This window comes from Streptomyces sp. NPDC051664, assembly GCF_044453545.1.
Classification (GTDB): domain Bacteria; phylum Actinomycetota; class Actinomycetes; order Streptomycetales; family Streptomycetaceae; genus Streptomyces.
The window spans coordinates 70,483-90,721 of sequence record NZ_JBITCU010000027.1 but is presented as its reverse complement, the minus strand read 5'-3'; the positions used below and the strand labels follow the sequence as shown (position 1 = coordinate 90,721).

The 20,239-nt window shown below is 68.4% G+C and carries 12 protein-coding genes and 1 pseudogene; 5 read left to right on the top strand and 8 right to left on the bottom strand.

Features of this window, described 5'->3' with window-relative positions:
- Window positions 1-216 precede the first annotated feature (216 nt).
- From ACIA8E_RS32915 to ACIA8E_RS32905, 3 genes are all read right to left on the bottom strand, one after another.
- Entirely contained in the window at window positions 217-1,677 is a 1,461-nt protein-coding gene (locus ACIA8E_RS32915) for an MFS transporter (protein ID WP_399303608.1), read from the bottom strand.
- Between the two features lie 439 nt (window positions 1,678-2,116).
- Complete coding sequence (locus tag ACIA8E_RS32910) at window positions 2,117-3,133, bottom strand: GlxA family transcriptional regulator (protein ID WP_399303606.1); 1,017 nt, start codon at window positions 3,131-3,133, stop codon at window positions 2,117-2,119.
- 657 nt (window positions 3,134-3,790) lie between these two features.
- A complete protein-coding gene (locus tag ACIA8E_RS32905) occupies window positions 3,791-4,882 on the bottom strand; it encodes a LuxR C-terminal-related transcriptional regulator (protein ID WP_399303604.1) in 1,092 nt (363 codons plus the stop codon).
- Window positions 4,883-5,813: 931 nt separating this feature from the next.
- Between ACIA8E_RS32905 and ACIA8E_RS32900 the strand changes: the two genes are divergently transcribed.
- The 4 genes from ACIA8E_RS32900 (at window position 5,814) to ACIA8E_RS32885 (ending at window position 15,177) form a co-directional block, all read left to right on the top strand.
- Window positions 5,814-8,060 (top strand): M4 family metallopeptidase, encoded by a 2,247-nt coding sequence (locus tag ACIA8E_RS32900; protein ID WP_399303602.1) that lies wholly within the window; start codon window positions 5,814-5,816, stop codon window positions 8,058-8,060.
- A 720-nt stretch (window positions 8,061-8,780) separates the two neighbouring features.
- Window positions 8,781-12,503, top strand: a complete 3,723-nt coding sequence (locus ACIA8E_RS32895; protein ID WP_399303600.1) for a S8 family serine peptidase — start codon at window positions 8,781-8,783, stop codon at window positions 12,501-12,503.
- A 1,052-nt stretch (window positions 12,504-13,555) separates the two neighbouring features.
- Window positions 13,556-14,089 carry a hypothetical protein gene (locus ACIA8E_RS32890; protein ID WP_399303598.1) on the top strand — a complete coding sequence of 178 codons (534 nt, stop codon included), beginning with the start codon at window positions 13,556-13,558 and terminating at the stop codon, window positions 14,087-14,089.
- Window positions 14,090-14,124: 35 nt separating this feature from the next.
- Complete coding sequence (locus tag ACIA8E_RS32885; RefSeq protein ID WP_399303596.1) at window positions 14,125-15,177, top strand: peptidase; 1,053 nt, start codon at window positions 14,125-14,127, stop codon at window positions 15,175-15,177.
- 239 nt (window positions 15,178-15,416) lie between these two features.
- Here the strand turns inward: ACIA8E_RS32885 and ACIA8E_RS32880 are convergent.
- From ACIA8E_RS32880 to ACIA8E_RS32870, 3 genes and pseudogenes are all read right to left on the bottom strand, one after another.
- Window positions 15,417-15,971 (bottom strand): annotated as a pseudogene (locus ACIA8E_RS32880) (hypothetical protein).
- Window positions 15,972-16,276: 305 nt separating this feature from the next.
- Window positions 16,277-17,254, bottom strand: coding sequence for an MBL fold metallo-hydrolase (locus ACIA8E_RS32875; RefSeq protein ID WP_399303594.1), 978 nt, complete (start codon window positions 17,252-17,254; stop codon window positions 16,277-16,279).
- Window positions 17,251-17,628 carry a PaaI family thioesterase gene (locus ACIA8E_RS32870; RefSeq protein ID WP_399303642.1) on the bottom strand — a complete coding sequence of 126 codons (378 nt, stop codon included), beginning with the start codon at window positions 17,626-17,628 and terminating at the stop codon, window positions 17,251-17,253. Before ACIA8E_RS32870 ends, ACIA8E_RS32875 begins: the two co-directional genes overlap by 4 nt.
- A 1,270-nt stretch (window positions 17,629-18,898) precedes the next feature.
- Here ACIA8E_RS32870 and ACIA8E_RS32865 point away from each other — a divergent pair.
- Complete coding sequence (locus ACIA8E_RS32865; RefSeq protein WP_399303592.1) at window positions 18,899-19,201, top strand: pyridoxamine 5'-phosphate oxidase family protein; 303 nt, start codon at window positions 18,899-18,901, stop codon at window positions 19,199-19,201.
- Between the two features lie 135 nt (window positions 19,202-19,336).
- Here ACIA8E_RS32865 and ACIA8E_RS32860 read toward each other — a convergent pair whose 3' ends face one another.
- On the bottom strand, window positions 19,337-19,669 hold the full coding sequence (locus ACIA8E_RS32860; protein ID WP_399303590.1) for a DUF6233 domain-containing protein: 333 nt from the start codon (window positions 19,667-19,669) through the stop codon (window positions 19,337-19,339).
- Between the two features lie 2 nt (window positions 19,670-19,671).
- Window positions 19,672-20,013, bottom strand: a complete 342-nt coding sequence (locus tag ACIA8E_RS32855) for a hypothetical protein (RefSeq protein ID WP_399303588.1) — start codon at window positions 20,011-20,013, stop codon at window positions 19,672-19,674.
- Between the last annotated feature and the right edge of the window lie 226 nt (window positions 20,014-20,239).

Genomic DNA, 20,239 nt, shown 5'->3' with positions numbered 1-20,239 from the left:
AGGAGGGCAGAGGGGTGGCGCGTGTGAGGTCCTTGATCCACGCGGGAGCCGGGCCCACGGTCCTGCCCACCACGCGCACAACAGCCCGAAACGGCCCGCCGGAAGAACCGGCGGGCCGTCACGCAAGATCGAGGCCGGACACTCCCATGAAAGATGGGCCCCCGCCGACCGTCGACATGCCCCGGCCGCAGGCTCAGTCTTTCGCCGGTGGCGGCGTCAGGCCGCGCGCTGCCCGGTGTTCTCCCGTACTTCTCGGACCTCGGCTGCCGTCCGGTGAATCCCAAGGAAGCCGACCAACGTGCCGAAGGCCGTCACACCGGCGGCGACGGCGAAGCTGAAGGCGTAGCCGCGCGCGGTGGCGGTCACCGGGTCGACGCCTGCGTGCTGCAGGACGGTGGCGTGGCTGGTGCCCATGGAGACCAGGGCGGCCAGACCGATGGCGCTGCCGATCTGCATGGACGCATTGTTCATGCTGGTGGCGATGCCCGCGTCCTCACCCGTGGCGCCGTCCACTCCGGCAACAGTGGATCCGACGAGGACCAGCCCGCCTCCCAGTGGCACGAGGATCAGCCCGGGCAGCACATCGGCCATATACGTGCCGTGGGCGCTCAGTCCGGCAAGGAGAACGTAGCCGACCGTGGAGATCGCAAGTCCTCCTCCATTCAATGTCCGCAGCCCGAACCGGGGGAGGAGACGCGGCGCAATCACAGTGGCGCTGAACAGAATGACCAACCCGAACGGTACGAAGGCGAATCCGGTCGCCAGCGCGGAGAAATGCAGTGTGTGCTGCACGTACAGGCTCAGTGAGAAGAAGAAGGTGGCGAATCCGACGTAGTAGCAGACGCGGACCACGTTGGCGATGCTCCGGTTGCGCGAGTGCAGGAACGCGAGGGGCATCAAGGGCTGTGCCACCCGGGCCTCCACCAGCACGAAGCCGATCAGGAGGAGAACGCCGATCACCATGCAACCGAGGACGGGGAACGAGAGCCACGCGCGATCGCTCTTCTCCAACAGGCCGAATACGACCAGCAGCAGGCCGAGGGTGACCAGGATCGCTCCGAGGATGTCAGGCCGGCCGCGCTTGACGGCCCGGCTCTCGGAGACGAGGTGGGGGGTGGCGAGAAACGCGAAGGCGGCAACGGGCAGGTTGATGAAAAATATCCAGCGCCAGGAGACGAGGTCGGTGAGGATGCCTGAGAGCACGACGCCCAGGGACACGCCAACTCCGGCCAGGCCGCTCCAGATGGCCATCGCCCGGGCCCTTTCCTGTGGCCGGGTGAACAGCAGCGTCACCAGGGACAGGGCTGCTGGGCTGACGAGTGCCGCGCCGATGCCCTGCACGAAGCGACTGGCGACGAGCACACCGGCCTGCTGGGCCACTCCGGCGCTCGCCGACGAAAGCGCGAAGATCGCCAGACCGATGAGGAACAGGCGTCTGCGGCCTACCAGATCGCCCAGGCGCCCACCAAGCATCAGCAGCCCGCCGTAGGTGACGGTGTAACTGTTGACGACCCACGCCAGGCCGGTGCTCGTAAAGCCAAGATCCGTTTGAATGGGGGGAAGCGCGACATTGACCACGGTCACGTCGAGCAGCAGCATCACCTGCACCAGGCAGATGATGCCGAGCGCGCGCCACCTGCGCGGATCGGGTTCGAGAGTGGAACCGATCGAAGCCATTGTTGATCGCCTTCTGTTCGGGTGGGGCCGCCGCCGTGCGCCTCAAACGCCTTCGTACGAGGCGAGGCTTCAGGCCGGCCCGGGGGTCGGACATTTCCTGACCCGTTCAACCGGCATGGTCCGCCTACGCATGGCCGCAGCTACGGACAGCAAAGGCGCATATTCAGCCCTCGGACGGTGGCCTCGTCCGAGGACGGGTCGCAGTCCGGTGTACGCAAGCCCTCTGCGGAGCACCGGGGTGCAGGGCAAAGAGGGGGACAGCACACGACCCGGCGCCTCGATGTCCTTCCCTGCAGGCGTACGCGGTGAGGGCGGGCGCGGCCTGTCTCTGGTCTCCCAGTTCGGTCAGGGGCGCAGACCCGCGATCGCGCCGAGGGCATGAGCATCGGATGCAACGCTGTCTGTATTCCATGTACGGGATCTCGCCGACGAGCGGACCTCAGGCAGCGGACAGCTCATCGTCGTCGGGCTGTGCCTCGACCTCGGCACCGCCGGGAACAGCAGATCCCTCGTGTCCACGTCCGGCTGTCCGGAAACTGGCCCTGAAAGCACCAGGTGTCACACCCAGGTGTCGCACGAACGCTCTGCGGAGCGACTCGGGTGAGCCGAACCCTGTGCGCCGCGCTACGACCGGCATGGGGTCATCACCCGTCTCCAGCAGCCCCTGGGCAGCTTCCAGCCTGACCTGTTCGACATACCGGGCCGGCGTGGTTCCCACCTCTTCGTAGAAGAGCCGGGTCACGTGACGGACGCTGATGCCGGCCCTGCGAGCCATGGCCGTGAGCGTGTGGTTGGCCCCGGGGTTCTCGGCGACGGCATCGAGGACCCGGCGGAGCATCTGCTGGTGGGTGTGCGGCGCCCGGGAGCGGACGCTGAATTGGGACTGGCCACCCGGCCGCTGCATGAAGACGACCATGTCCTTGGCGACCGATCGAGCGACCTCCGCACCGTAGTGATCTTCGACCAGGGCCAAGGACAGGTCGATACCGGCGCTGACACCCGCGGAAGTCATCGTCTGCCCGTCCCGCACGAAGATGGCGTCCGGATCGACCCGCACGGACGGGAAACGAGATGCCAGTTCCCGTGAATGCCGCCAGTGCGTCGCAGCGCGACGGCCATTCAGAAGTCCCGCCGCGGCCAGCAGAAACGCTCCCGTGCACACCGATGCGGTGCAGCGGCTCTTCTCGTTCAGTTGCCGGACGACATCCAGAAGAGCGTCGTCCTTGATCAGCGATTCCCATTCCGGACCGCCCGGGATCACCAGAACGTCGCACGGCTCCTGCACATCGTCGACGGAAAGATCAGCGCTGAGTCGGGTCCCGGCGGAGGTGATCACCTCCGTGCCGTCCTCGGACGCGATCTGTACCCGATAGCGCCCGCCGAACTCGTTCGCCGTCGAGAACACCTCGATGGGACCGGTCACATCGAGCAGCCGCACCCCCGGAAAGACGAACACCGTCACAGTGTGCGGACCCGTTCCAGGGTGCTTGCGCTTCATCGGATACCTCCGGGCCGTGCATGGTGCGGACACTGGATCGATGGAATGCCGGCGACTGCATGCCGCCGCCACTTCGCCTCAGGGTCGAGACGAACGAATGGCCCGAGTGCCGAAGTGCTTGACCTCGATTGCCCGGTGCGCACTGTCGAACGTCCCCGCAGAACGCGGCACGGCGTGTCCTGATGGGTGCCGCCGACTGCAGGACCCTGGTCCAAGGGCTGTAACCGACCCTCGATGCGCTGATCAGCGAGTGCGCCCCAGAGGATCAGAGCCCCGGCGTCGGATTTCCGTGTGCTCATCATGCGCGCGTGATCCGTACCGAAGCCAGGATCGGCTTACTACCTGCTGGGAGGCACAGCCTCCCAATCGACTCATCGGGAGTCGCGCGAAGCTGCTGCTTCGACACCCCACCGGGATCGCGGTGGGGGTGCCGAGCCGTAGACCGTCATGGAGCGGCAGTGCCGACTGACCGGCGTCGACGAGGTGCCCCTTTCCTGTTCGCGCGGGGACTGACGCACGACGACATCTCCGCGCACCTGTCCGAGGTCGACGACGCGAGCGTGTCCGAGCAGACGAACCGGGGCGGCCGAATGGCAGACCGAGCTTCTGCCTCGGTCACCCGGCCCTTCGTTCGGCGGAGGCCGCCACCACGCCCGGGGCGTCCCCGAGCCAGCCTCGTTCGCGTGCCATCAGCGCGATCTGGAAGCGGGTCCGGGCGCCGAGGAGTTCTGCGGTCTCGCTGATGTGTTTCTGGATCGTCCGTCGGCTCAGTCCCAGGACCCGGGCGATCGCGTCGTCCGTCAGACCCGCCCGCAACAGAGTGAGGATGTCGCGCATCCGCCCCGGAGGCTGGCCATCCGGTTCCGCCGCAGTGATCGGCGGTCGACCGGGGCCGCTGTTCAGCGACACCGGGGTCGCCCGTTCCCAGACGCTTTCGAAGAGCGCAGTGAGTACTCCGAGAAGTGTGGTCGAGTGCACGACGAGCGAACCCGCAGACGGGTCCTCCTGTCGCAGCGGCATGATGCCGACCGTCGCATCGAACACCACCAGTTTCATCGGGAGCCCGGCCAACAGCCGCAGCTCCCCGCCCCGGGCCGTGCCGCTCACGGCGGTGCGCAGCGAAACGGTGTCGGTCATCCCGTCGGTGTCGTACACCGACCGGAGCCGCACTCCGTCGGGCACGGGCACCTCCGGAGTCGGTGCGTCCGCAACGGCTGCGGGGACAGTCGGCACCGAGGAGTCCTCGAGCCGCGCGGACCGGGTGATGTACGGAGGTTTGGCGAGGTGGAGCACCTCCCGCCGGCTGGACGCGAGCAACTGCGCGTAACGCAACCCGACCTGCTCGGCGCTCTCCATCACCTCGAACAGGTCGGAGGTGACCCGACGATGCGACGCCGAGCGGTATGCCTCATGCAACTGCTCCATGTACAGCTCCGCCCGCGCCAGTTCCTGCCGCCTCTGGGCCAGCAGCGAACCGAGGGTGGAGCGGGGTGGGCCCGCGCTCCAGCGCGTGGGCCGGTCACCTACGCGGATGACCAGGTGTTCGTTCTCCAGGGCCTGCAGGGCGCGTTCGGCGGCCGCCGAGGTGACCCCGAGAGCTTCGGCGACCGCCTCGCTGCTCAGCTCCGGCTGCGTGACCAGGCATTCGAGTACCCGGCCGGCCAAGGGGCCCAGACCGGTTCCGGCCCACGGCAAATCCGACGGCACCGCCACAACTGTCCCCCTTTCGGCGCGCTGGCGAGGCCGATCGTACGCGGTGGAGTCGGCCGGAGCGATCACGTGCTCGTTACATCCCCGTACGGCCGGGGCGAACCCGTTCCGTTCCTGTCTGTTCCTGTTCACATCTGCGCAGTTGCGCGGACCCGCACTCCGGACCTCCTTGCCTGGCGGATCGCGCCCCGGACAGGGTGATCACGAGCCGCCGACGCGAAGTGCGTCGAAACCCGTTCGGTCACTCAGGACCCAGTCGAGACATGTCGGCACGTTGGAGACGTTCATGCCACAGCTCAACCCCGCACCGCTGCGCGGGAGACAGACCTCCGGGATCGTCGCAATGCTTGCCGCAGCCACCGATCCGCTGACACGGTCCCGCGCCGCCGGGAACTGCGGCTGAGCCGCACCACCTACGGCGGCCGCCGGATCTCCCCCCGTCGGCCGCCCCCGACTTCGACCGTCCGACCTTTCGTCGGAACAAGTGGCTGGGTGCCACAGCGCCACAAGAGTCCATGTCTTTCGCCGCATCGCCAAGAGGTCGCACGTGGCCTCGTCCGACAGCAGGAAGGCCGGAAGGCCGACAGTGTCGGCGATGTCCTGGGGCAGCTGGAGCCGCTTCAGCCGACAGCCGGCCGCGGCCCCGCCTCTCGCGGCCCTCGCAGCGGGCGGTGAGAAACCGTCCCGCACCACCGCAGGCGCGACCCCGTGAACCCACGACTCGCGCCGCATCGCACCCCTTCTCGCCGGAGGCACACCCAGCCTCCGGTTCCCCACCCCACTGGTCGTCACCGCACGTCCGGACAGAGGAGTTAGAGCAGTGCCCAACAACTTTCGTACCAACAGGACCACGTCGCGTCACAAACCCCATCGATCCGATCATGGAATCTCCGGTTACGGGCGCGTCGCGGCAATTGCGGCTGTCGCCATGGCCACGCTCTTCGTTTCGGTCCTCCCCGCCTCGGGCACTGTCCCTGCCTCGGTCGGCACGGATCAAGCACCACGGCAGATAGCGGCGGAACCCAGACCCGGTGCCAGGGTCGTCGCGCTCTCCACCGGGCAGCGCAAGGAGCTGCTCGAGGCCGCGACCCAGGCGCGCGTCGCCACCGCCCGTTCGCTGAAGCTGAGCGATCGGGAGAAGCTGATACCCAAGGATGTCGTCAAGGACGCGGACGGCACCGTGCACACCCGCTACGAGCGCACCTACGCCGGCCTGCCCGTCATCGGCGGCGACCTGGTGGTCCACGAGCGGGGCGCGGCCCGTACCGTCACCAAGGCTTCGGACGCCAAGGTGTCGCTGCCGACCACCAAGGCCGCCGTCACGGCCGCGACGGCGAAGAAGTCCGCCCTGGCCGCCGCGAAGACCCAGAAGACCGACGACGCGGCCACGGACGGATCGCCGAAGCTGGTCGTCTGGCTCGGGGGCAGGACGCCCACGCTCGCCTGGCAGACCGTCGTCAGCGGTGTGCAGGAGGACGGCACCCCGAGCAGCCTGAGCGTGGTGACCGACGCCACGACCGGCAAGCGGCTCCAGAGCGTCGAGCAGGTCCACTCAGGCACCGGCCACAGCCAGTACAGCGGTCAGGTGCAGATCGGCACCACGCGCAACGGCAGCCTCTACGAGCTGACCGACCCCGAGCGCGGCGGCCACAAGACGTACGACCTGACCGGCGTCGGCGGCAACGGTGTCCTGGTCACCGACGACGACGACGTCTGGGGCGACGGAACGGCGGCCAACCTCCAGACCGCGGCCGTGGACGCCGCCTACGGCCAGCGGCAGACGTGGGACTTCTACCACGACCGGTTCGGCCGCAACGGCATCGCTGACGACGGTGTCGGCGCCTACTCCCGGGTCCACTACGGCGACGGATATGCCAATGCCTTCTGGGACAACGGCTGCTTCTGCATGACCTACGGCGACGGCCTGAACAACGCCAGGCCGCTCACCGAACTCGACATCGCCGCACACGAGATGACCCACGGCGTCACCTACGCCACCGCGAACCTGGACTACTCCGGTGAGTCCGGCGGCCTGAACGAGGCCACCAGCGACATCATGGGCACCTCCGTGGAGTTCTCCGCGAACAACCCCGCAGATGTCCCCGACTACATGATCGGCGAGCTCGCCGATGTCCGGGGCACCGGCAAGCCGCTGCGCTACATGGACCAGCCCTCCAAGGACGCCTCCGCCAAGGGCACCTCTCAGGACTACTGGACCCCCGAGACCAGGAAGCTCGACCCGCACTTCAGCTCGGGCGTGGCCAACCACTTCTTCTACCTCCTCTCCGAGGGCAGCGGGAAGAAGACCATCAACGGCATTGCGTACGACAGCCCCACATACGACGACCTGCCGGTCGTCGGTCTCGGCCGGCGCGACGCGACCGCCGTCTGGTACCGGGCGCTGACCGTTTACATGACCACCAGCACCGACTACGCGGGCGCCCGCGCCGCCACTCTCCGGGCGGCCGCCGACCTGTTCGGTCCGACCAGCGACGCCTACGAGGCCGTCGGCAACGCCTGGGCGGCCGTCAACGTCGGCGCCCGCTACGTGAATCACATCGCCGTGATCGCCCCCTCCACGCGGAAGTCGGCGGTCGGCCAGCCGACCAGCCGGCAGATCGAGGCGACGAGTTCCCAGCCGGGCCCCCTGTCGTATTCCGCGCACGGGCTGCCCAAGGGCCTGTCCATCAACGCGCAAACGGGTCTGATCAGCGGCACTCCGAAGAAGGCGGGCGACTTCAAGGCCGCCATCACCGTCAAGAACTCCCCGAAGGTCAAACGCACGGTGCGCTTCGTGTGGACCGTCCTGGCCTCCGGTGGCGACTTCTTCGTCAACCCGGCCCGGTTCGACATCCCCAACTGGAAGTCCATCGAGTCCCCGCTCATCGTCAGCGGCCGCAAGGGCAACGCCTCCAGTGACCTCAAGGTCACGATCGACCTGTACCACCCGTGGATCGGCGGTCAGGTGGTCAGCCTGGTCAGCGAGAACGGCACGGAGATCCCGGTCAAGGACTGGTACTGGGACACCGGCGAGGGCCAGCTGCACACCACCTACACCGTCGACGCGTCGGCGGTCCCCGCCAACGGCACCTGGAAGCTCCGGGTCCAGGACAACACCCCCGGCATCTTCACCGTCGACCCCGGCTACCTCGACAGCTGGAGCCTCAACTTCTGACCTTCTTCTCCACCGCACCACGCACACCCGCCGCGCCCGGCACAACGGGCGCGGCGGTACGTGTTGCCTCCTGCCGGCGGCCGGTCGGCGAAGCTGGGTGGTGGTGATCAGTCTCGGGAGCGGCGGTCTGCCGGTGTGACAGCCCGGTGCTGTCCTTGCGCCCACACACGGGGGCGAGCGTCTCCCTCGCCAGGAACTCCCCTTTGACGTATCCGTCCTTGGTGACAACGGCCACCGTCGTGTCAGCTGCGGCCGGCGAGCAGCTGCCAGAGCCGGGTGAGGTGTCACGCGGCCGCTTGTTCCTACGAATGCCTGGAACGCTGCGGGATGGGTCGGTGCGTGGCCCCACCGGACCAAGTCGTGCCGACAGAACGGTGATTGAACCTGTGGCCTCCCGAGTCCGGGCGGGTCCGCATTGCGGCGATCTTCTGCAGCAGAACTTTTGGCAAGCCTGTCCGTGCGCCGTCGCTGTCGCCCGCCCACGTAGGACCCGTTCACGGCGAGAAGCGGTGGGTCCCGGGCCGGTCCGACTCCCGCGACCGGGCGGGGGACTGCCCGCCGCCGACCTGACGTGCGGTTCCCGGGCGATCCATCCCCGTGGCGACATGTCATAACTGCGCCATGGCCAAACGGCGCCAGCCTGAGCCTATTGCTCAGGGCAGAAGGTCAACCCCATGCTCCGGATGGTCTCCCACTCTTCGCAGCCCTTTAGGGGTCTCCTTGTCCATTGTTCCCAACCCCAGGCTTGCGCCGATCGCGCTCGGCGTGGTCGCCGCACTGGCAATCGGGGTCATACCAGCCATCGCCGCGGCACCCGCGGACCCGCCCGACGCGGTGCCGCCCGTCGGCGCCGCGTCGCAGCCACCCGCAAGCGGCGGCACCCACAGCGTCACCCTGATCACCGGTGACAAGGTCACGATCGGCACCGCCGCCGACGGCACCGTCATCCGGTCCGTCGAAAGCCCGAACGGAACCGCCGCCGGCTTCCACCGCGCAGTCATGGACGGTTCGACGTACGTCTACCCCGATGCGGCCCTGCCCTATGTCGGCGCGGGGCTGCTGGACAAGCAGTTGTTCAACGTGACCCGGCTGATCGCCGACGGGTACGACGACACGCACGCCAAACGGTTGCCGCTCATCGTCCGCTACACCGACGCCGCCGCCAAGTTGCGGACCGCGCCGAACGTGAACGGCTCGACCGTCGTCCGTCGGCTGGACAGCATGCAGGGCGCGGCAGTCGCGCAGAAGCGCGACAAGGCCCCGGCGTTCTGGTCCGCGCTCACCGGCGGTTCCACGGCAGCAAAGGCACGCCGCGGATCTGCACGCCCCACCTTGGCGGGCGGCATCGCCAAAGTCTGGCTCGACGGCAAGGTGAAAGCCGACCTGGCAGAGTCCACCGCACAGATCGGCGCGCAGCAGGTCTGGGCGGAGGGCAACACCGCCAAGGGCGTGAAGGTCGCTGTCCTCGACACCGGGGTGGACACCGAACACCCTGACCTCGTCGGACAGATCGACGCCAGTACCAGCTTCGTTCCGTACGAGGAGGACATCGCCGACTTCAACGGCCATGGCACCCACGTCGCCTCGACGATCGCCGGTACCGGCAGCGCCTCCGACGCGAAGGAGCGGGGTGTCGCGCCCGGGGCCCGGCTGGAGATCGGCAAGGTGCTCGACAGCGAGGGCGGGGGACAGGAGTCCTGGATCATCGCCGGCATGGAATGGGCCGCCCGGGACGCACAGGCCAAGGTCATCAGCATGAGCCTGGGCGGCGGCGGCGACGCGACCGACCCGATGAGCCAGGCGGTCGACCGGCTCAGCGCCGAAACCGGTGCGTTGTTCGTGGTGGCGGCCGGCAACGGCGGGCCGCGCAGCATCAGCAGTCCCGGTGCCGCGGACTCCGCGCTGACCGTCGGTGCCGTCGACGCCGCGGACAAGCTCGCCGAATTCTCCAGCCAGGGGCCGCGGGACGGCGACGCCGGGCTGAAGCCGGAACTCACCGCACCCGGTGTCGACATCCTCGCGGCCCGCTCCCACTACCGACGGGGCGGCTCGGGCTACTACACGACGATGAGCGGCACGTCGATGGCGACACCTCACGTCGCAGGCGCCGCCGCACTGCTCGCCGCAACCCACCCCGACTGGAGCGGTCCGCAGCTGAAGGAAGCACTGGTCAGCAGCGTCAAGGCCACCGAGTCGTACACCCCGTACGAGGCGGGCAGTGGGCGGCTCGACGCCTCGGCGGCCGTGCACGCGTCGGTCTTTGCGACCGCCAGCGCCTTCTCCGGCTTCCACGCGTGGCCCGTGAAGCCGGGAGAGACCGATGTCCGGAAGGTGACCTACACCAACGTCGGCGACGCCCCGGTCAGCCTGGACCTTGCAATCGATGCCGACGCCCCGGCGGGCTTGTTCACCCTCTCCGCCGACCGGGTCACCGTTCCCGCGCACGGCACCACCTCGGTCACCCTGACTGCGGAACTGGACCGACTCCCCGCAGACGGGCAGATCAGCGGCATGATCACCGGCTCGGACAGCGCCAAAGTGGTGCGGGCACGGACCCTGATCGGCGTCGCCAAGGAAGGGCGTAGGCAGAATCTGACCATCGTCGCCAAGGACCGGTCGGGCAAGCCACTCTCCGGCCGGGTCGTCCTCGCCGCGGAGCACCTCTTCACGACGATCGAGCTCGACGAGTCCGGCACCGGCACCGGGCGGCTGCCCGTCGGTAGCTACAGCGGATGGCTCACCGCCGATGTACGGGGGGCCAACGGGCCGCACTCGCTCGGCATGGCGCTGCTGAGCTTCAACGACGTTCAGCTGGACCAGGACCGCACCGTCACCCTCGACGGCCGCAAGACCCGCCAGATCATGGCGCACGTGCCGCGGCAGAGCACAGCGGTCGCGCCGCGGCTGGACGTCCACCGGTCGTTCACGGACAGCCTCGTCGAGAGCTCGATGCTGCCCAACGAGACGTACGACAGCATCTGGGCGCTCCCGACCGGCAAGAAGGTCACCGACGGCGAGTTCGAGTTCGGTGCCCGCTTCCGTCTCGAGGAACCGGCGCTGACCGTGGGCACGAAGTCGGAAACCTACGACCTGCTGGTCAAGCGCGCGGCCACGCCGCTGCCTGCGGGGTCACGGAAGCTGACAGCGGTCTTCGCCGGCGAGGGTTCCGCCGACGCGCTGGCGCAGCAGAACGTCCGCGGCAAGGCCGTGGTGGTACGGCGTAGCGACACCGTGGCGATCGAGGAGCAGGCGAAAGCCGCCGCAGCAGCTGGCGCGCGGGTACTCCTGGTCGCCAACGACGGCATCGGCCGACTGCAGGCGTGGGACGAGACTCCCTGGAGCCCACAGAGCCCGGCCCCCCTGACGGTGGCCACACTCAACGCCGACCAGGGCGGTGACCTGATCGACTCGCTCCAGCGGGGCAGCGTCGAGCTGAAGGTCACCTCCCACCCCACGACCGACTACCTCTACGACGTGGTGCGTCACTGGACCGGCGCGGTCCCGGCGGACCCCACCTGGCAGGTGAAGCGAAGCGACCTGGCCCGGGTGGACGTCTCGTTCCGCAACTACCGGCCGGGCAAGGCGCTGGAGTACCGCTCCGATGTCTGGCGGGGCTGGGCCGTCGGCAACCAGCTCACCGCTCCCGCGCAGGGCGAGCGGACCGACTGGGTCACCCCCGACGCCGACTGGCTGGACGATGCCTTCATCGTCGGCGAGACCGGGCAGCACTCGATCGACGCCCTTCGCTACCGGGCAGGGAAGACCGGCAAGGTCAGCTGGTTCGGGCCGATCCAGCGGCCCCGGATGGGTCCGATCGGCTACCAGCCGGTGCGCTATCTCGACACCGTCTACATTCCCGCGCCCGGCTGGGGCGACTCCGGGTCCGGCCATGTCGGAGAAGCCCACGGCAACTTCGACGTCAAGGACTGGATGTCGCTCTACCAGGGTGACCGGCAGCTCAACTGGGGCAACGCGGAATTTCTGCCGGTTCCCGAGCTCGCGGCGGAGCGGCTGCCCTACCGGCTGGTGGTCGACAACGACCGGGCAGCCTGGGCCAACCCGTACTCGACGCACACCCTCACCGAGTGGAACTTCACCTCCGCGGCCACCGGAGCCGACTCGGCCGAGTCTCTTCCGCTGATCCAGCTCGACTACGGAGTGGACACCGACAAGGCGGGCCGGGCGGACCGGCGTGCCGAGCTGACGGTGGCGGCCTCCCACCTGCCCGGCACGACGGCGAGCATCCGGAAGCCGTCTCTCGACGTTTCGTACGACGACGGGGCGACCTGGCAGCGCTCCGAGCTCAACCGGGACGGCGGCGCATGGCGGACGGCCCTGAAGGCGCCGAAGTCCGCGGGCTTCGTCACGCTTCGGGTCACTGCCCGGGACAGCGCCGACAACAGCGTCTCCCAGACGATCACCCGGGCCTTCGGCCTGCGCTGACGTCATCGACGGAGCACCACCGGGTGGGGTCGCAGCCGGCGGCCCCACCCGGCGGCGTTCCGCCTGTTACGCGCGACGGGCCAGTCGCCGCGGTGAGACATCCACCGCCAGGACCCTGCGGCCGTCAGCCCCCGGCGACGGCGATATGGCCTTCGTCGAGGGCGCCGTACAACGAGCCATGACATCAGCAGGGTTGAGGAGCCGACGCGAGATCGAGGAGGGACCGGAATGGACCGCACTTCCGTGCACAGCCCGGCACAGCAACAGCATGGGTCAGGCGCTCGTACGACTCCATCCGGAAGCGTGAACTTCCGCGAGTGAAGCCCGCAGAACGCGCTGATACCCACACTCGTGGCGGTGGCCTTCGCACTGCTCCGCTGCTTTGTGACGAGGCAAAGGATCAGGCGAAGGACGTCTTCACGTCCGCTGAACTGGGCGATCACGCCACTGCCGGTGACCAGGAGATCCGACGGGCAATCGAGCACGCCTCGCCGGCAGTTCGCGAGCTTGTGCGGCAGATGCCGGTTCGCGGCCCTGGTCGTAGTCGGCTGGACGCGCTCCACTACCAGCTCGACGCATCCCTCCGCCTCTGATCAACGAGGCACGCCGCCGCTCCGGCCTCCGACGGAACGCCAAAGCCTGCCGGCGAACGACTTGCTCGCAACCCGCTTCGGTCGCATCCATACAACGTCGGTGTCGCACGCGCACGCATCAGGCAGCTACGCGCCGAGTACAGCGACCTCACCCGGTAGTTGGAGTACGCATACGAGGAGACCCGGAGGTTGCGTGGTTCTTCCCGTCCTGGCGGGCTGGGACCTGACCGGCCCCGTCTGTGGCGGCGTCTTCGGGGAGGACTGTCATCGGATGCCTGGATCAGCGCACGGCACGGCATCCTGGGCGAAACAACGGAGTGTCATAAAAATCATTCTAAAGAGCGAATGGTCCGATCCGGTGGAAAGGGCCAAGAAAGCGATCATGAATGCGGTCTTCTGCCGATAGCAGGCGGGAGGTGACTTACACCTGCACCTGTGACCCCCGATTTGAGGATCAAGATGCGCAGAAGTATCGCGGCCGCTTCGCTCGTAGTCGGCCTGGTGGCGGCTCTGTCCGTCCCCCTGCCGGCGTCGGCCGATCAGAGCGGGACCACGCCGGTTACGCTCTCGATCACCACCGGCACCATCGACATCACTGTGCCCACGGGGCCGGTGAGCCTGGGCACCGTCGCCGCCAGCAGCACCCCCCAGACGGTCAGCGCACAGCTCGGGAACGTCACCGTGACGGACAACCGGGGTGGTACGACCGGCTGGGTCGTCACCGCGAACGGAACCGACTTCACGGGACCGCAGAATATCTCGGTCTCCTCCCCTGGCTCCAGCAGCTACAACACGCCGTCCGCCACGGTCACCGGCAACGCCATCGTCACCGCCAGCAACCTGTCACCCCTGTACCCGCCAGGCCCTGTCCAGACCGCCACCAGCGTGTCCGGTATCAACAGCGCCGTGTGGAATCCGACCATCTCCGTCACCATCCCGGCGGACGCTCTGGCCGGCACCTACAGCTCGACGATCACCCATTCCGTGGCCTGACCAGCACACCGAAATCACTGGGGGGGTTCTCCACCTTGCGCAGTTTTGTTCCCGTCCTGGCTCTGGTGGCCGCGGCACTCATCGCGGCCACCGGCGCTGCCTCACCTGCGACCAATGCAGCGGCGCCGCCACGTTCGTCGGACTTCGGCCAGGGAAGCGTCGGCGTACGTCTCGTCGACATCCCCGTCGACCTGGCCGACGATCCACGAGCACGGCACTACATCGTCGACAACCTGAGACCGGGCACGACCGTGCACCGCCGCATCGAAGTGCTGAATACCACTGATTCCACCTTGCACGTCGAGGTGTATCCGGCCGCCGCCAGGATTACCCACGGTGCGTTCGTGGGGGCAGCCGGCAGGAAGCGGAACGAACTTTCGTCCTGGACAAGGCTGCGACGCAGGACGCTCCAGGTTCCCGCCCACGACACCCTCCGCGACACCGTGACAATCAAGGTGCCCAGGGACGCGGCGCCCGGCGAGCGCTATGCCGTGATCTGGGCACAAGTCAGGGGCAATCGAGGTGGTGGTATCGCCCTGGTCAGCCGCACCGGCATCCGGATGTATCTCTCAGTCGGCGGCCACAACCCCCCGGCCCCGAACTTCACCGCGCGCACGATGACGGCTGCACGTGGCCGGGACGGGCGCGCGATCGTGCGTGCCCAGATCATCAACACCGGGGGCCGCGCTCTGGACCTGTCCGGGACCCTGAAGCTCGCCTCGGTGTCAGGAAGCCTGAGCGCGGGCCCCTACCAGGTGCAGCTGGGCACGAGCCTGGCACCCCATCAGTCCGAGCCGGTGACTATTCCCGTGACCGACGAAGTGGCCGACGGCCCTTGGCGCGCCACCCTTGAACTGAGAAGCGGGCTGCTCGTCAAGAAGTTCCACGCGAAGATCAGATTCCCGCACACCCAGGGCATGGCCCCGGCAGCCGCGGTGGACGCCGAAGCGTCCGGCGGTGGCGCACTCAAGGGGTTGGTCGCGGGGATCCTCCTGCTGGGTACCGCCCTTCTGATCGTCACCAACCGCATCCGCCGTCGGCACGACGGAAGAACGGCTGACGCCAGCTCAGACGCCACCACCGGTTGACCTGTCGTGCCCTGGGCTTCGTGACGCTCGTACGGGGCCCCTGGCCCCGTACGAGCTGCGCATGGGCGAGCTTGGCAGCGTCCAGCCCGACGAGTTGCGCGCCCAGAGCATGGTGCTGGAACTGGGCGGGGCCGCCCTGGCGCCCGAAAGCGAGTCTGCTGGCGTGACTCAGGCTGCGCGATTGGACGGGGCTCCAGAAAGTCGCGCGAAATTGACAAGTCCCCCGGCCGACCCCGGTGCTACCCGACCCGTGCCCTCCGCCACTCCACTTCCTCCGCAGCCATGGGGGCCTGGATCATGTACACGTCGCCGACCCGCAGATTGTCCGGCGTGCTGTACTCGCCATAGGTGCCTATGACCGAGACGGCCACATGGGAATCGGGCTGCCAGAAAGTACGGAACTACGGGGCGTTCGCCGGGATTTCCGGGATCTCCAGCAGGGGGCCCCGCGCCGCTCCAGTAGGCGTTGCAGCTTTTCGAACCGAAGCCTGGGAGTGAACCGTCCGTACCGGGCGCGAAGTGTCTCGTTGACGACGGTGCGGTCCCGGTACGCGAGCCGGTGCACCTGCAGGGTGAAGTGGTGGCCCGACCAGGGGTGGTGGGCGGAATCGCGGTCCCAGAAGAACTCGGCGAGGCCGTAGTCACGGCACATGCTGCTGTCGCCGAAGGTGTTCTCACCGAAGTTCGAGCCCAGGACCCTGGTGACGCGGTCGGGAGAGGCTGCGGGGCCCTACGCCGAGCACGGTGCCGGTGGTGACGACGTCCACGTAGAACGCCAGGGAGTACGGGGTCAACGTCTGATCCTCGATGCGGTGTGGTCGACGTTCCCGTCGGGGGCGTGCACCACCCGGGCCCACCTGCATGGGAACAGCCGAGGCCTGCTCGGTCCGGCAGGAACCTTACTCCACCCCGGCCGCTTCGCCCCTCGTGAACCGAGCCACCCATCCCGACGGGCAGACAGCGTAGAAGCCGCTTCTGCTCAATGCCCGGGTAGCGGAGCTCCGTGACCGGACGGCTTCGCCAACTCGCCTGCGGTAAGCGGGGACAGAGCCAGGCGAAGAGGTCTGCGCAGGTCCGCCCGTCCACGGTCCGCCGCGAGTCAGCGCGGCTCCGAAACCGGCCATGCGCGCGGGTACGGCACGCGCAACGACTCGGCCGCCACAGGGGTGTGGTCGGCGGCGGCGTAGATGCGGCCGTCGCGGAGGGCGACGGCGCCGCTGCCGAGCATGGTCGTGACCAGCTCGGTGGCGAGCGCCTCGGGCGTGAGGTCCAGGAGCCGGGCGGCGTCGGTCAACCAGGCCCGAGCGTGCAGGTACGGCTCGACGTTGTCGGCCGGGAGGCCGCCGCGGATCATAAGGGCGAATGCGAAGATCCGCCGGGCGCCGTACCGGACTGTTCCGTCCGGGTCGTCCACGAGCCGTTGCGCACGGCGCAGGGCGGCGGCGAAGGCGGCACCGGGGTCGGCGGGGATCGGGCCGTGGGAGGGCAGGATCACCCGCGGGACGAGGTCGGCCATCCGCTTGAGGGAAGCGAGCGCGGTGGTGGCCGCGTCGATCCCGTCGAGGGCGAGGTTCACCCAGCCGACGTCGTAGTCCGACAGAGCGTCCCCGACCACGAGCAGCTGCTCCTCCGGCTGCCACAGCGCCAGATGCCCAGGTGTGTGCCCGGGGGTCCGGACGACCTCCCACTCGGCGTCCCCGAGACGGAGGACCTGCCCGTCGTCGAGCGGCACGTCGACCGTGTACGGGGCGACCGGCTGGTCCAGATACTCGGCCGCGCAGCAGCCCGGGTCCCTGCGCCCGATGGCCTCGGCCTCCAGTGCCCCGGCCGCGACGGCGGCGCCTTGCGTCTGGAGGAGGGCGTTGCCGCCGACGTGGTCGGAGTGCCAGTGCGTGTTCACCACCAGGCCGACACCCCCAGCGTGCGCGCGGGCCCAGGCGGCCGTCTCTTCGGCATGCCCCACGAATCCGGTGTCGACCAGGGCCGGTTGCCGCCCGTGGAGAAGCAGCGTGTTGGCGTCCGGGAACGGCCGCTGCCACCACGTCGCCCAGGACGGCAAGGACGGCTGGGGGCTCACTGCTCGGGCCGCTTCACGCGGATCAGCGTCTGCTGCCCGTTCGCGACAAGCTTCTGCTCGACGCCGTCCGTGACGCCGAACACCTCCAACTGGCAGACGGTCAGCGTGCGTCCGGCCTTCAGGACCGTCCCGACCGCCTCGATGTACTCACCGACCGCGGGCGCGAGGAGGTTGATCTTGTACTCGACGGTGAGCACCTCGGTGTCCTCGGGAAACAGCGTGTAGGCGGCGTAGCCGCCGGCGCTGTCGGCGATGGCACTGGTGGCGCCGGCGTGGAAGTAGCCGTGTTGCTGGGTCACTTCGGGCCTACTTGGGAGCACGATGTGCACGCGTCCCGGTCCGATGTGGGTTATCCGTGCACCGAGGTGAGCCATCAGCCCTTGGCGGTCGAAGCTGTCCTGGACGCGCTTTTGCACCTCAGGGCTCGCCTGTTCCTGCTGTGTCTGGTCTTCCACGTGCTCTCCTTCGACGGACATCACGGTCTGTGAACGGGGTGGGGCGGGTTCCTCAGCCGGCCAGACGTTCCACCAGCAGGAGACCACCGATGACGATCATCATGGCACCGGAGACGCGGGTGACCGCCCGGTGGGGCTGACAGCCGGGTCTTCGGGACTCTGCGGGCGAGCACGCCGACGGCGAGGTGCACGGGGGCACAAGCCGTCAAGTTCAGCGTGCCGAGCAGGACCGCCTGAGCGGCGAAGGGCCGGCCGACCGCGGGGTCGATGAACTGCGGGAGCAGCGAGAAGCAGAGCAACAGCGCCGTGGGGGTTCAGGCCGCTGATCCCGGCACCCTTGAGCATGATCTGCCCCCGCGAGGAGGCCATGGCCTCCGTGGACGTCCCCAGTATTGGCGGCCGGCGCAGGACATCGCAGGCCAACCACATCAGGTAGGCGGGCCCGGCGACGGTCAACCCGGTAAGTACGGTCGCCGAGCCCGCCACGATCACGGCCCTCCACGGCAGGCAGCGTGTATCCCGCGTATCCGCTCCGCAAGCCCCTCAAGCTTGCGGTTCAACGCCCTGTCGACATGACATCGCCTGAGAGGGGGCGCAGGCTGGAAGAGGCAGACGGGATGGCAACGTGGCGGCCAATCAGGTGCGGAGAACTGGGCAGACGGCTGCCTTTGCCGGAGGTTGTGCCGCTGTGAAGCAGTGCCGATTCGAGGAGTGACTCATGACTGCCAGACGTCTGCTTACACGGCTCGGTCCAGCGCTCGTTGTCGCCGCTCTCACCTTCTCGCCGGCTGTTGTCGCGGCCCAAGCCTCAGCCGTGCCGAGTTCTGCAGCGGTGGAGACCGTCCACGTTCCCAACCAGGGTGGCTACCAGGACGGCTACCGAACTGGTTACCGAGTTGGCTTCAGAGATGGGTACGGAGACGCCAGGGACGACTGCCGGGTTGTGACAGGCCAACAAGGTTACGGGCAGTACCTGAGGACCACTCCCAGTCTCTACAGCCAAGGCTACGCGGTTGGTTACGGCAGTGGATACAGCAGTGGCTTCGACCGGGCCGAGAACCGGTACTGCTAGGGCGTCTCGTTCCCGCTCATCCCCAGCGACCACGGGGGTGTCGGCATGGATCTCGGGCGGTGACGTGCTCCTGCGGCCGTACAGCGTTCTCAGGCCCAAGAGCTGCAGCGGCCCTCCGTGCATGAAGACGGGTGTGCGCAGAGGGCGGCCGGCGCCGAGGAGGAACTGGCCACCGTAGGGGGCTCGCTTCGAGTTCCACTGTGCCGGTGCCCTGTTAAATGGCGCAACCTGCAGGCCAACCCGAAGATCTCCCTGGTCGTCGACGACCTCGCGAGCGTGACCCCATGGAAGCCCCGCTTCGTGGAGATCCACGGCACAGCTGAGCTACTCACCAGCTCCGACGCCCTGGGCCCGGGCTTCAGCCCCGAGGCGATCCGCATCCACCCGAATACCGTTCACAGCTGGGGCCTGGACGACTGACCCCGCCAGTCCGGCCCGGTCGACCCTTTCGTCCGCATTTCCCGGTCGTGCCTGTAACTGGTGCACGGGGCGACAGGTCAGCAGGGCGGTGCCGTCTCCCGTGAGCTGCTGTGCCACGGGCGGTCCGAACGAGCCCTATGCGGCCCTCAGGTCCGTTTCCGGATGGCAGATCCGGCATGCCTCGATGTCGGGTTCGTTCAACGCGATGATCGCCTCTTCGCGGTTGATGAACCCGAGCTGAGGTGTCAGGGAGCAGTCCCCGCGGTGCAGCGTCGCCGTGCCCCTCGAGCGCTTCGGCTGGATCTTCCACGAATGCCCCGCCTGCGCCCGTTCGTGGGCCCGCCGCTCCTGCCGTTCCTCGACCTCCAGCTCGCGGATCCGGTTCCGGGTCCGGCGCAGCTGCCACTCCAGCCAGTCGGCCAGAGCTCGGTTCTTGTCCAGGTCGGATATCCCGCCGGATTCGGACACCACTACGCCTCGGCCGGCTGTTCGTGGACGTGCTTCAGCGCCATACGGGCATCGACGAGGCCACTCTCCACGCTGCGCCAGAACGGGTGCGTGGACACGATGATGCCGAGTTCGAGGATGCGGGCCTTGAGGCGTGCGATCTCCGCGAGCTGCTCGTCGGTGTAGCCGGGGCTGTCTGATTTTCCGGAGCGGAAGCTGGTGTAGGGCTGTTTCTCCGTCTCCCAGCCGGGCATCGGCTCAGCCGACCACGGCAGGGTCCGGGCGTACTGCTCGTAGTGAGCACGGGTTTCGTGCAGCGCAAGCTGGGCGTCGCGCAGGTCCTGGGGGAAGTCGTACGTGGGCACACGTGAATGGTACGCATGTTCGATTTTTGGACGCGAGCGGCACGACGGGCAGCTCCGGCGAATCGCTCGGATGGAGCATGGTGAGCGCTCCCTGGCGTCGCAGCCGAGCCGCTCAGTGCGCAGCGCCGCCCTTCGGCGACTGATTTCCCGGCGGACTCGACCTTGCGCCGGAGCCCTGGGCCTTGATCACGTACGGGCCTCTCGCGGTGCGTGGCAGCGCCGTTCC

Bases quoted from the DNA above. Each gene is read 5' to 3' on its own strand.
- ACIA8E_RS32870 (WP_399303642.1), bottom strand. From the start codon at position 17,628: ATGGCTCACCTCGGTGCACGGATAACCCACATCGGACCGGGACGCGTG.
- ACIA8E_RS32900 (WP_399303602.1), top strand. From the start codon at position 5,814: ATGGCCACGCTCTTCGTTTCGGTCCTCCCCGCCTCGGGCACTGTCCCT.
- ACIA8E_RS32890 (WP_399303598.1), top strand. From the start codon at position 13,556: ATGCGCAGAAGTATCGCGGCCGCTTCGCTCGTAGTCGGCCTGGTGGCG.
- ACIA8E_RS32915 (WP_399303608.1), bottom strand. From the start codon at position 1,677: ATGGCTTCGATCGGTTCCACTCTCGAACCCGATCCGCGCAGGTGGCGC.